Source organism: Mesorhizobium sp. C120A (genome assembly GCF_030323105.1).
GTDB lineage: Bacteria > Pseudomonadota > Alphaproteobacteria > Rhizobiales > Rhizobiaceae > Mesorhizobium.
The window spans coordinates 1,321,179-1,333,029 of sequence record NZ_CP100476.1 but is presented as its reverse complement, the minus strand read 5'-3'; the positions used below and the strand labels follow the sequence as shown (position 1 = coordinate 1,333,029).

Sequence of the window (11,851 nt, the reverse complement as noted above, 5' to 3'; positions counted from 1 at the left end):
CCGGTCGGTTGATTACATCGTCTTTCCGGCGGCGAAGGCGTCGCGCTGGCCCTGACGTTCGGCGTCGGGAGCGGAAACCAGGCCGTACTGGGCGAGCGGGCTTTCCGGGCCGATCATCTGGTCATCAAGGAAGAACTCGACATATTCCTTGAGGCCGGGAACGACGCCCAGATGCGCCTTCTTGACGTAGAAGAACAACGGCCGCGACACGGGGTACGTGCCATCGGCGATGGTCTGCGTCGAAGGCACGATGCCTTCCACGGTAGCGACCTTCAGCTTGTCGGCATTGTTCTCGTAGAAGGCGAGGCCGAACACGCCAATGCCGGTCTTGTTGGAGTCGATGCGGGCCAGCGTCTCGGTGTAGTCGCCATCGATGTCGACAGCCTTGCCGTCCTTGCGGATGGCGATGCAGGTCTTGCCGATTTCCTTGTCGTCGGCGATGCCGGCAGCCTTCAAAGCGGCCTTGTCGCAGCCGGCGTCGAGCAGCTTGGTCTCGAACACTTCACGGGTGCCGTGCTTCTCACCCGGGATATAGGCGGCGATATCCCAGTCGGGCAGCTTCGGATTGACCTGGTTCCACTTGGTGTTCGGGTTGTCGACCAGCTTGCCGTCGACCACCAGCTTGGCGGCGAGCGCCTTGTAGATGTCGGCGGGAACCAGCGCCCAGTCCGGACCCTTGATGTCGGTGGCAAAGACGATGCCGTCATAGCCGATGCGGACTTCCTGGACGTCCTTGACGCCGGCGTCGGCGCAGGACTTCAGCTCGTCCTTCTTGATCGGGCGCGAGGAGTTGGCGATATCGATCGTGTCTTCGCCGACGCCCTTGCAGAACTCCTTGATGCCGGCGCCGCTGCCGCCGGACTCGACCACCGGGGTCTTGAAGTTGGTGAAGGTTTCGCCGAACTGCTCGGCGACGATCTTGGCGTAAGGCAGCACGGTCGACGAACCGGCGACCTGGATCTGGTCACGCGCAGCGGCGACACCGGACGATGCGGCGAACGCTACCGCCACGGCCGATGCCGTAACGAGGAATTTCTTCATGTGGCCTGCTCCTGTTCGGAAGATGGTCTCTTGGCGCCCTCTTCAAACCGGCGCCCGCTGAGGCCAATAGCCTTCGATTATTACAGTCGCATGACAGTTTCGTGTCAGCCCGGTAACGTCGCACAGACGTCTTGTGGGCCGCACCCTTTAAGCCGGTTTGTGGGAATGGAAGTTGCCGCTGGAATCAGACGCTTGCGCAATTCGTGCTGGCATCAAGTCCCGGCACACCGCAGGCCGCGATGCCGAGAAAGAAAAACCGGACGGGAGCGCGTTGCCCGTGACCAGAGCGAATCTTGGCCGAGCCATCGCCAAAAACAGGTCCGTTGGGGTAGATTCGACGCTGTTTCTTGTCGGCGGTCGCTTGCTCCCGCCCGTAACTGAATGAGCGGTTTCGTTGCGACCATTGTCCTGACTGGGCGCCAGCTTTGATATGGTGCGATCGCACCATATCCTTGGCTGTTGCGGCGCGGCCGAATCCCGGCGGCGCCGCAGGTTGCTATCCAGCGTCTCGTTGGGCTTCGCCTGATATGCCGACCCAGCGCTCGACCTTTTCGAGCAGCGCCCTGGGGCTGATCGGCTTGGGCAGATAGTCGTCCATGCCGGCTTCCAGGCAGCGCTCACGGTCGCCCTTCAAGGCATGCGCGGTGACGCCGACGATCGGGATATGCATACCCGTATGTTCTTCCAGCCGGCGAATTGCGGCGGTGGCCTCGAGCCCGTTCATCTCCGGCATCGAGACGTCCATCAGGATCATGCGCGGATTAAGCCGGCCGAAGGCGTCGAGCGCCTTGCGGCCGTTGCCGACGATTTCGAAACTGTAGCCGGTTTCGCCGATTATCTGGGTGAACACCATCTGGTTCACCTCATTGTCCTCGGCAACGAGAATGTCGAGCCGGCGTTCATCCCCGGCGGCCCGGGCGCGGGCACGAACCGGCGGCGGTTGCAGCAAGGCGCGTTCCGATGCAGCGAGCGGCGGCTTTGCCGGCGACGGTTCGTTCCTGCCGCCGCCGGAACCGCTGCTTGCCGCCGGCAGCACACGGCCGTCCGTGATATTGTGATGGTGCCGCTGGATGGTGGCGACCAGCGTTTCCAGAAGCACCGAGGAACGCGCCGGCTTGATCAGCTGGGCGTCGATGCCGAGATCGCGATAGCTGGTGTTGGCGAGCGACTGGTCGACCGAGGTCAGCATGATGATCGGCGTGTCGGCCAGCCCTGCGGTGTTGCGCACGACGCGCGCCATTTCGGCGCCGCTCATCCCCGGCATCTGATAATCGAGCACGACGCAGTCGACCGGCACGCCGTAGGCAGCCGCGGCGACCAGCACCTTGAGCCCTTCGGGTCCGCTTTCGGCGGCGCAGGAATCGAAGGTCCATGACGCCATCTGCTCGCTCAGGATCGATCGGTTGACGGCATTGTCGTCGACGATCAGCACCCGTGAGCCGGTCACGTCGACCGGCATGATCCGCCGTCCGGTCTGTTCCTCGGCCCTGGGCAATGTCACGGTGAACCAGAAGGTCGAGCCCTTGCCTTCGGCGCTCTCGACACCGATCTCGCCGCCCATCAACTCGACCAGCCGCGAGGTGATGGCGAGCCCGAGCCCTGTGCCTTCGTGGCGTCTGGTCGACGAGGTGTCGGCCTGACTGAATTTTTCGAAGACGAGCTTTAATTTCTGCTGCGGAATGCCGATGCCGGTGTCGGTGACCGAAACGGTAAGCTTTGTCCCCGTCGGCCCCCTTTGTCCGGTCACGTCGACCAGCACGTGGCCTTCGTCGGTAAACTTCACCGCGTTGCCGACCAGATTGGTGACGATCTGCCTGACGCGACCGACATCGCCGACGAACAGGCTTTCCAGGCCCGGCTCGACGCGCACGATGAGCTCGAGGTCCTTCTCCTTGGCGCGCGTCGATATCAGCGTCGCCACATCCTCGATCGCTTCGGGCAGGTTGAAGGGCGCAGGGTCGAGCACCAGCTGTCCGGCATCGATCTTGGAGAAGTCCAGTATGTCGTTGATGATGGTCAAGAGCGCGTTACCCGACTTGACGATGATATCGGTGAACGTCTTCTGCTTGGGATCGAGGTCGGATTTGGCCAGCAACTCGGCCATGCCGAGTACGCCGTTCATCGGCGTGCGGATCTCGTGGCTCATATTGGCCAGGAATTCCGACTTGGCGCGGTCGGCCAGCACGGCGCGCTGGCGCGCCTCGCGCAGTTCGGCCTCGCGCAGCTTCAGTTCGGTGATGTCGGTGGTCGACCCAATCAGATAGAGCGAACCGTCGGACGCGATCATCGCGCCCTTGCGGGCGAACTGGTGGCGCACGCTGCCGTCGGCAAGCGTCACCGTTTCCTCGATCTCCTGTGTATCGCCTGTGCGCAGCACGGCGAGATCGCTGTTGACGAAGGCTTCGCCGTCTTCGCCGAAAATCTCGATGTCCGTCTTGCCGATCGCGTCTTCCCTGCGGAGGCCGGTGAGGTCGCACCAGCCCTTGTTGACGTAGAACTGCCTGAGGTCGGAGCGCTTGGCGTAGATCGACACCGGCACGTTGTCGATGAGATTGCGGAACACCTCGTTCTCGCGCATGCTCTCTTCCAGCGCCTGCTCGCGCGCCTTGACGTCGGTGATGTCGGTGCTGGAGCCGACAAGGTGCACCGACCCATCGAGCGCCACCAGCCGGCTCTTGCGCGTCATCAATTGCCGCACCGTGCCGTCGCGATGGGTAACGGGCTCCTCGATCTCGCGGCCGCGGCCGGTGACGACGACCTCGGTGTCGTCATGGGTGTAGGTTTCGGCGTCGTCGATGCCGAAAAGCTGGAGATCGGTCCGGCCGATGACTTCCTCCTTGGGGATGCCGGTCAGCGCGCACCAGGCCTTGTTGACGAATTCCATGCTCAGATCCTGCGCCTTGATGAAGGCGGCGACCGGCAGTTCGTCCATGACGTGGCGGAACAGGTCGATCTGGCGCATGCTTTCCTGCAGCGCCTTTTCGCGGCTCTTGATCTCCGAGATGTCGACGCGCACGCCGATGAAGGTGCCGTCCTCGGTGCGCATATCGTAGACCTGATACCAGCGGCCGTCCGCATTGAGGCGCTCATAGGACGAGTTGGGCAGGCGATAGCGGGCGAGGATGGCATTGAGCCAGACATCGGGGTCGCCTTCATAGAGCCTATCGATTTCTCGATCGCCGCTCGATCGGAAATAGCCGACCGAATGTCCGAGTTCCAGGGCCTCGCGGAAGCTGCGGCCGGGCTGCCATGCCGGTTTCAGCTCCGGCAGCGTGTCCTGCAGCTTGCGGTTTGCAAAGACGAACTTGTCGTCGCGGTCATAGATGATGACGGCCGCCGGCAGCGACTCCAGCACCGTGGTGAGGTTCTTGCGGGCGTCCTCGGCTTCGGTCTCGCGGCGCTTCATGTCGGAGATGTCGAACAGGAAACCGGCGACATAGTTGCGGCCGCTGGGCATGCCGACGCGGTTCTTGCGCACGATGCGCGAGCGGCTGGCGCCCTCGGCGTCGAAAGTCTCCTCGACCTCGTAGGGCGTGCCGGTCGCCAGCACGGCGCGTTCGCTGTCTTCGAATTGCGCGGCGTCCTTTTGCTTGAGGAAGTCGCCGCCGGGCCTGCCCAGCATCGCTTGCGGGCTCTGTCCGAACAGTGCCGAAAACGCCTCATTGACGAAGACGAAACGCAGATTGTCGTCCTTGACGAAGATCGGGTCCTTGACGCCGTTGATCACCGCCTCGGCCAGCCGCGATTTCTCCAGCGCTTGGGCGAGTTCAGCCTCGCGATCCTTCATGTTGGTGACGTCGACATAGGAGATCAGCCTTTTGCCGCCGGCGAGCGGCGCCAGCGAGGCAATCAGCGTACGGCCGTCATTGCGTGGCAGTTGCCTGGAGCCCACCAGGCCGGCCGAGATTTCTGCTTCGCGCTCGGCGATGTGGCCCTGCCATTCGGCATCGTCAGCACCGTAAGGGTCCATATCGCGGCTGGCCTGCATCAGTTCGCGGAAGCCGCAGCCGATGCCGGCGCGTCGGGGATCGATTTCCCAGAAATCATAGAAGGCGCGGTTGATCACCTCCGCGCGCATCTCCGCATCGAGGACGAGCACGCCGATCGGCATCTGGTCGACCATCGTGCGAAGATTGGCGAAGCTCTCCGTAATTTTGGCGTTGGCACTCTCGATCTCGGCGTCGCGACGCTTGAGCTCGGAGACGTCGTAGTAGGTCAACAGCCGCTTGCCGCCGGACAATGCCGTCACCGAGAACATCATCGTCCTGCCGTTGGCATGGAGAAATTCGCGTGGCGCAACCGAGCCGGCGCTGATCTCCTCGATGCGGGTGGCTAGGTAGTGCTGCCACTGCTGTTCATCGAGATCGCCGTAGATGCCGTTGCGGCGGTTGAGTTCCATCAACAGACTGAACGGCGCGCCGACAGTGACGGCGCCATCGGGAATCCTGGAGAGCTCGCGATAGGCCTTGTTGACGATGAGTGTGCCGAGCTTTTCGTCAAGCAGCACGACGCCCATATGCATGGCATCCATCGTCCGCTCGAGATCGGCGAGGTGCTGCGTGGCCTCCCCGGCCGGCGGATCGCTCTCGTCCTGCCGCAGTTCGTCCAGCGCACCGGCCAGTGCCGTGACGTTGCGGCCGATGCCGCGATAGCCGATGAATTCGCCTTCGCCGTCGAACCGCGGGGAACCGGTGATCGAAACCCAGCGGCAGCCGGGACGGCCGCCCTTCAACTCATAAACAAAGTCGCGAAACGGCCGATGCGCCTGCAGATCCTCCAGATGCGCGCCGGCGTGTCGATTGCCGTGCACCATCTGCTTGAGGAAATCGAAGCGGAAACGGCCAAGAATGCTGGCGGGATCGATGCCGGTGGCGGCCTGGTAGTTCTCCGAAAGCCAGGAAAAGCGCAGCTCGGCGTCGGTCTCCCAGACCCAGTCGGCGCCGGCCTCGACCAGTTCGCGCAACGCTTCGGGCGAACCCCCGACGGACGTATCCTCGCCGTTCACCACCCCTTTTCGGGAACCGCGTCCGCCGCGTGTTCCAACAGTCCCGTCAGCCATCCCGTTCCCACCCCGAAAGCCAAGGCCGAACCCCCTCAGCGGTTCGCCGGCGGAATTTGCCCGAGAAGCATTAATGATCCGCTAACCATAACCAATCCAGACTGCGGCCAGAGCCACATTGCCCTGCGGTATTCCGCCGGTTGTCGGCGGAACCCCGGCCGGGCTATAAGTCGGCGGGGGTGTTGCTGATGACGGGTTGGATCGTGCCTTGTTTCCTGTGCCTGGCGCTGCTTGCGGGCAGCGGCTGCGCACGCAGCTATGACGGCACGGTGGTGATCCCGAAGCCGCTCGATATCAGGCGGGTCTGGGATCGCGATCCGTCGCAGACTGAGGCCAGCCGGATGCAGGCGGCAGCCGGTGTGTTTCCGACGCCGCCGCCGCAGGAGCCCTACCGGCCCGCGGCACGCAGGCACACAACACAAATAGCTGCGCCAAGGCGGCACGTCAGGTCCAGCCCGCCCAGCATGGCTTCCGAACCGGCCAATCCGCTCACCTGCAAGAATGTCAGCGAACCCGGCAAACGCTACAGGATGGTTTGCGAATAGCTGGTACTAGGCGCAGGTTACTCCGCCGGGAAGAAAGCCGGCCCGACCACCCTGACCGGCCGCGAGCCGGCCAATGGCTCGGCCGACTGTCGCTGGGCGGCGCCCCTGGCCTCTGCAGCGTCTGCGCCAGGCTGGGGAAGTTGCGCCACGGTGCCAAGATCCGGCTTCGCTGACGGCAAAGGAATGATCGCGTTGGCCATATTGGCTGGCGTCACCGTGCGCGCTCTCAGCTCGGCAACGCGTCGGTGATAGCGCTTGAGGTCGCAGGCCCTGAAGTTCGCATCATCGCGATATTTGAAGGCCGTCGGCAGGTCCTTGTAGGATGTGCGCGTATCGAGCGCGACCATCTCTTCGGTTTCAAGGCTTGGGTCACTGAGCATGTACAGGTCGACGCCGGCATCGTCGCAGAGTAGCGGCACTGATCGACCATCTCCTTGACATCGCCGCCTTGCACGAACTGCGATTTCGGCGCCGGGAAGAAATAGCCGTCGGAGAGACGAACGCAAAACAGCATCGAATTGCTGCCGATCATGGCACCAGCCGGACGCTGTCTTTGTTGCCCGGCGGCGGGCCTGCAGCCGAGCGCGACGAGCCTGGCCTGCAGTCCGGACGCATCCCGGCGGGAAATCGCGGCGTCGGCGATCTGGCGTTGCACCTGTGTGCGGCTTTTGGCGAGGTCGGCGCAAGCATTGAAGAAGCCCCCCACCGCACTTTGCGCCGTGCACCGGCGTTGCCTCTCCAGCCCCTGGATCGCCGCAAGCTGGCGCTGCGCAAGCTCGGAGCTGATCCCGCCGCTGCGGCCGGACGGTGCCAGCTGGCTCCTGAGCGCGGCGCATGGATCGGCAAGGGAAGCCGAAATGCCGAGCACGCTTGCCGACACCAGTGCAAAGGTCACGACAAGCCACAAACGCATCATCGGCGACACCTGGTCCTTGTACCCCTGTGGAGCCGATCGCCGCTCCAGCCGATTGAGCCTCAATGCGTGAGGCAAGTCTAATTGAAGAGACGCCAACAACCGCCAGGTATTTTATGCCGAGTGTATTATGCCGGTCCTGTAAATTCGCTATTACACTTTTGTTTCAAGATTGAGACGTAGCCAGGCTTGGGCGAGCCCAGGCCGCCGCAATCATCGATCCCGCGTTGTCGGCCCTTGCGGATGAAACCTTTCTCCGGTGTCTCGCGTTGTGTCGGGCAAAGGAGACGAAGATGTCTATTCACTTCACTGTCTCTGGCCTGACCAGGAACCTGTTCCACTCGCTGGGGCTGGACCATGAGCGGGCGCCGAGAGCGCTCGATCCCGAACAGAGCCTGCTGCTGGAATGCTATCTGGCCGGACAGATTCCGGAATCCGCCTGGGCCGACTACGTCTTCGAGACGCCGGAACTGCAGCGGCATGTCGATATCAGACGCCCGCACAACTGATCAGAGCAATTTCAGCAAAAATGTGTGAGTCGTTTTTCCGGGAAAAGCGCGTAGCGCTTTCCCTTGGGAATTGCGTCAAGACAACGAGAGAGCGGGTCGCCGTTTCTGTGAAACGGTGAAACGCTCGCCCGCTCGCCTACCGCTTGGGCGAAGCGAATTGCACGGTGAAGACATTGCCCGCGACGCCTTGCGCCAGCGTCGGCGAGAAGCTCAACGGCAAGCACTTTTGCAGGGCAGTAGTTGCGGCGTCGACGAATGATTTCCTGGTATCGCGGCCATCGACCTTGATCGCCGTCGGCCGCGGCGGACCAATCAGCGTGCCGTCGCGCTTGAAGCTGAAGCTCAAGGTGACGCTGGCATTTCCAACACCCGCGGCGGCGTCCAGCACGCCTGGATGGCATCGCCGACCTCCGCCATCGTGTCGAGCGGCGCGGCATCGGAGGGGTAGCCTCCGGCCAACACAACACCGGCAATCGCAAACACTCTCGCTACGCCCTTCATAAAGCTCCTCGTGTGTCGTCCGCCGACCATGATGGTAGGGTCGAAGCAGACGATGGCAATATGCCTGATGTCTTACAGCATGAGACGCGCCTGATGGCGCATCGGCGAAAAGCAAAAGGCCGGCATTGCGCCGACCTTTCCCTTCACCCTTGCGCCAGTACATCCGTGGTCGCGCGGTGCCTTCAATAGACAGCGTTCTGGTTAATGAATCCTTAGCGTTGCGCGTTGGCCTGCGACTTCACATACGCAATGTAGCCGCGCACGTCGCCGGCCGGCTCGGCATAGGCCTGGCCGAGTTTCTTCTCCATCGCAGCGACATACTCCATGGCCCATTTGGGCAGCGCATAGTCGATGACGGCCAGGAACTCCAGCGTCGATGCCAGGCGTATGTCGGCGATCGACGGGTGCTTGCCGCCGATGAACGGCTTGCCGTCCCTGAAGAAGGAGTGAAACACCTCCAGCGGCTCGGCAATCGCCGCCATGGCGGCCTTCTGCGCCTCGGACTTCTTCTCCGGATGGGCGTCGCTATGGCCGACCTCGCCGGCATAGTGCGGGAAACCCAGCGCCGGATAGGTGGCGCGCGCCACATACGGGTAGAGCGTGCCGATCAGGTAGAACATGGCGCTGTCGACCATCGCCCGCTTGGCCGGCGCCTTGGGATAGAATTTCTCCAGCCCGTGCTTGTTGGCGAGATACTGCATGATGGCGCAGCTCTCCCACAGCACGCCGCGCGGCAGCCCCTTGTCCTCGATCATCGGCGTCAGATGCGCCGGATTGCGCGCCATATATTCCGGCGACCGGGTATGGCCCCAGGCGTCGGTCTCGGCGGCGTCGAACCCGGCCGCACGGGCAAACACCCGAACGGTCATGTTGTTGACGCTTGGCTTCAGCATCGAGAGCTTCAGCGCCGGTTTTTTCGCCGCCTTGGCCTTCGGCGCGGATTTCTTGGCAGCCGGCCTCGTCGCGGTTTTCGCGGCCGGCTTTGCGGCTGCCTTCGGCGCGGCCTTTACCGCCGCTTTTGCCGCCGGCTTCGCAGCCGCTTTTGCCGCAGGCTTGGGCGCTGATTTGCCAGCGCTCTTAACTGTCTTTGCCATTGTGGTCCTCCCCTTTTGCTGGCCGTCAGTATGGATTCTTCGGCGTCCGGTCGTCCGACAAGGTCGCGCGCGACCACTCGACCAGCGTCTGGATCGCGTCGGCAAGGTGCACTTCGGCGATGTTGTAGTCGCCGCGCGCAACGCGCAGCTTGTGCGCCTGCATCAAGACGTCGGCATGGGTGAAGCCGGCCGGCGGCTCGAAGCGGTAGGACGCCAGCTCGATCAGAAGGCCGAGCGGATCCTCGAAATAGATCGAATCCATGAAGCCGCGATCCTTGACGCCGCTGTGCTTGATGGCGCGCTCGTCGAGCCGGGCGACCGCCTGCAGGAAGGTCACGCGCGACACCGAGAACGCAATATGATGGACGCAGCCCGGTTCGGTGGGCGTGCGCCGCTTGACCGGCGTGCGGCTCTCGTCGGTGAAGACGGTGATCAACCTGCCGTCGCCGGGATCGAAATAGAGATGGCTTTCGCTTGGCTTGTCGAGATTGGGTTGCTCGAAAATGAACGGCATGCCGAGCACGCCCTCCCAGAAATCGATCGAGGTCTGGCGGCCGGCGCCGACGAGGGTGATGTGATGGACGCCCTGCGACTGCAGTTTCTGCATCGGTCTCCTCCTCGCCGACCCTCGCCTATGTTCCCCGGCGTCTTGCGCGCCGCAACGCCCTTTGGCGAGGCTTCGTACATGATGCTAGTGCAATTGGCCGCGCCGCGCCAGAAGCTCGCGGAAACTGCCGGCGCTGGATGGTGAACGGGGCTTGAGTTGCATGACCTGAGGCTATGCAACAGCTCTGAGCTCGGCTTCCGCCAGCGTACCCAGGCCCGCGCATTCGGCGCATGCCATCGTCTGCCCGGGACAGCCGGCCCGATGCGTGCCTTGCGGGCAGCAATGCCCTTTCGACTCGCGCCATTTCAAGCAATCGAAAACCTGCCCGCTGCCGTGACAGCACGGGCATATCATTATTGCCGAATTCATGCCTGCTATGCCCAACCAAATCCGCGTTGCCGCAGATGCTACCCCCGCACCGCAAGTAACAGAGATCGCTACGCTTTCAAGCGTCGCGGCCTGACTTAAATTGGGTGTATTCGGGTACGCGGACTTGCCGAATTTCGCTGATGCCGCCGACCTCGCGGTCACGCGCGATCCGCGCGGCTGCTGCCCGAAATTTTCGATGATGCGGAAGGAAAGTCGTTGCTTGGTACGCCCAAGGGGAATCGAACCCCTGTTCCCGCCGTGAGAGGGCGGTGTCCTGACCGCTAGACGATGGGCGCGTTCAAGAACCGGCGATATAGGCTGACGGTTTGGAAAAAGCAACTGGGCTTCGAACGGCCGGACCGCTTCTGTGCAATCTCGGTTTGCGGACTTAGCGTTTCGGCTCGATCAGGTCCCACAGATTGCCGTAGAGATCGGCGAAAACCGCCACGGTGCCGTACGGCTCATGGCGTGGCGTTTCATGGAAATCGACGCCGTTTTCCAGCATCGTCGCATGGTCCCTGGCAAAATCGTCGGTTTCGAGAAACAAAACCACGCGGCCGCCGGTCTGGTCGCCGACGCGGCTTTTCTGCACATCGTCCAACGCTTCCGCCAAAAGCAGCCGGGGGCCTTGCCCGGCCGACGGCGTCACCGTCACCCAGTGCTTGCCGTCACCGAGATCGATGTTGTCGCAGAGCGCAAAGCCAAGCTTGCCGACATACCAGGCAATCGCCTCGTCATAATCGGCGACGACGAGCGTAACGGTTGCTATGCGGCGATGGTCGGCAAACCCGGTCATTGTTTCGGCCCGCTCATTTGTTGCGGATGGCGAAGCGGCCGATGATACGGCGCTCGGCGATGTCGTAGACGAAGATGGTGCGGCTGCCGTCGCTGAGCTCGGCGTCGATTGAAATTCGATTGCCCGACAGAGCCTGGCTGATCACCTTGGCTCCGACCGGGAGCACTATGTCGGCCGCGAGCGGCTCGCCGGGCGGAATTGGAATGTCGTTGGCGAGCGGCGGGTTCGCGGGCGGCGCTTTGCGCGATTTGTAGACAATGGCCGCGATCACCACCATAAGGGCCAGCAAAAGCAGGCCGAGATTGATGGCCATGAAGCGGATGAGCCTGCCGCGCACCTTTTCGATCTCGGGATCGAGCGGCTTTTCTTCTTCATCGGCAACGGGCCGGGCCATGGCAGAACTTTCCGGAACTTTTT

Annotated in this window: 8 protein-coding genes, 1 tRNA gene and 2 pseudogenes; 2 read left to right on the top strand and 9 right to left on the bottom strand. The window is 62.9% G+C overall.

Annotated features, from left to right (window positions below; genetic code table 11):
- Window positions 1-12 precede the first annotated feature (12 nt).
- Entirely contained in the window at window positions 13-1,041 is a 1,029-nt protein-coding gene (locus NL532_RS06585) for a substrate-binding domain-containing protein (protein WP_023828380.1), read from the bottom strand.
- Between the two features lie 496 nt (window positions 1,042-1,537).
- Window positions 1,538-6,100 carry a PAS domain-containing protein gene (locus NL532_RS06580; RefSeq protein ID WP_196813824.1) on the bottom strand — a complete coding sequence of 1,521 codons (4,563 nt, stop codon included), beginning with the start codon at window positions 6,098-6,100 and terminating at the stop codon, window positions 1,538-1,540.
- 188 nt (window positions 6,101-6,288) lie between these two features.
- Here NL532_RS06580 and NL532_RS06575 point away from each other — a divergent pair, with 188 nt between their 5' ends.
- The gene (locus NL532_RS06575; RefSeq protein ID WP_023693676.1) at window positions 6,289-6,645 is read left to right on the top strand and encodes a hypothetical protein; all 357 of its coding nucleotides are present in this window, start codon (window positions 6,289-6,291) and stop codon (window positions 6,643-6,645) included.
- A gap of 17 nt (window positions 6,646-6,662) precedes the next feature.
- Here the strand turns inward: NL532_RS06575 and NL532_RS06570 are convergent.
- Window positions 6,663-7,159 (bottom strand): annotated as a pseudogene (locus NL532_RS06570) (DUF2865 domain-containing protein).
- Between the two features lie 692 nt (window positions 7,160-7,851).
- On the opposite strand from NL532_RS06570, the gene NL532_RS06560 reads away from it, so the two are divergent.
- On the top strand, window positions 7,852-8,067 hold the full coding sequence (locus tag NL532_RS06560) for a hypothetical protein (RefSeq protein ID WP_023690098.1): 216 nt from the start codon (window positions 7,852-7,854) through the stop codon (window positions 8,065-8,067).
- 136 nt (window positions 8,068-8,203) lie between these two features.
- Here NL532_RS06560 and NL532_RS06555 read toward each other — a convergent pair.
- From NL532_RS06555 to NL532_RS06530, 6 genes and pseudogenes are all read right to left on the bottom strand, one after another.
- Window positions 8,204-8,568: pseudogene (locus NL532_RS06555) on the bottom strand (UCP034077 family protein).
- Between the two features lie 212 nt (window positions 8,569-8,780).
- The gene (locus NL532_RS06550) at window positions 8,781-9,662 is read right to left on the bottom strand and encodes a glutathione S-transferase family protein (RefSeq protein WP_023828378.1); all 882 of its coding nucleotides are present in this window, start codon (window positions 9,660-9,662) and stop codon (window positions 8,781-8,783) included.
- A 25-nt stretch (window positions 9,663-9,687) separates the two neighbouring features.
- The gene (locus NL532_RS06545; protein ID WP_023818427.1) at window positions 9,688-10,269 is read right to left on the bottom strand and encodes a VOC family protein; all 582 of its coding nucleotides are present in this window, start codon (window positions 10,267-10,269) and stop codon (window positions 9,688-9,690) included.
- A gap of 590 nt (window positions 10,270-10,859) precedes the next feature.
- Window positions 10,860-10,934, bottom strand: a tRNA-Glu gene (locus NL532_RS06540).
- A 92-nt stretch (window positions 10,935-11,026) separates the two neighbouring features.
- The gene (locus NL532_RS06535) at window positions 11,027-11,434 is read right to left on the bottom strand and encodes a VOC family protein (protein ID WP_023818426.1); all 408 of its coding nucleotides are present in this window, start codon (window positions 11,432-11,434) and stop codon (window positions 11,027-11,029) included.
- A 13-nt stretch (window positions 11,435-11,447) separates the two neighbouring features.
- Window positions 11,448-11,828, bottom strand: coding sequence for a hypothetical protein (locus NL532_RS06530; protein WP_023748342.1), 381 nt, complete (start codon window positions 11,826-11,828; stop codon window positions 11,448-11,450).
- Window positions 11,829-11,851: the final 23 nt, after the last annotated feature.

Coding starts and splice junctions, on each gene's coding strand:
- NL532_RS06585 (WP_023828380.1), bottom strand. CDS start 1,041: ATGAAGAAATTCCTCGTTACGGCATCGGCCGTGGCGGTAGCGTTCGCC.
- NL532_RS06580 (WP_196813824.1), bottom strand. CDS start 6,100: ATGGCTGACGGGACTGTTGGAACACGCGGCGGACGCGGTTCCCGAAAA.
- NL532_RS06575 (WP_023693676.1), top strand. CDS start 6,289: ATGACGGGTTGGATCGTGCCTTGTTTCCTGTGCCTGGCGCTGCTTGCG.
- NL532_RS06560 (WP_023690098.1), top strand. CDS start 7,852: ATGTCTATTCACTTCACTGTCTCTGGCCTGACCAGGAACCTGTTCCAC.
- NL532_RS06550 (WP_023828378.1), bottom strand. CDS start 9,662: ATGGCAAAGACAGTTAAGAGCGCTGGCAAATCAGCGCCCAAGCCTGCG.
- NL532_RS06545 (WP_023818427.1), bottom strand. CDS start 10,269: ATGCAGAAACTGCAGTCGCAGGGCGTCCATCACATCACCCTCGTCGGC.
- NL532_RS06535 (WP_023818426.1), bottom strand. CDS start 11,434: ATGACCGGGTTTGCCGACCATCGCCGCATAGCAACCGTTACGCTCGTC.
- NL532_RS06530 (WP_023748342.1), bottom strand. CDS start 11,828: ATGGCCCGGCCCGTTGCCGATGAAGAAGAAAAGCCGCTCGATCCCGAG.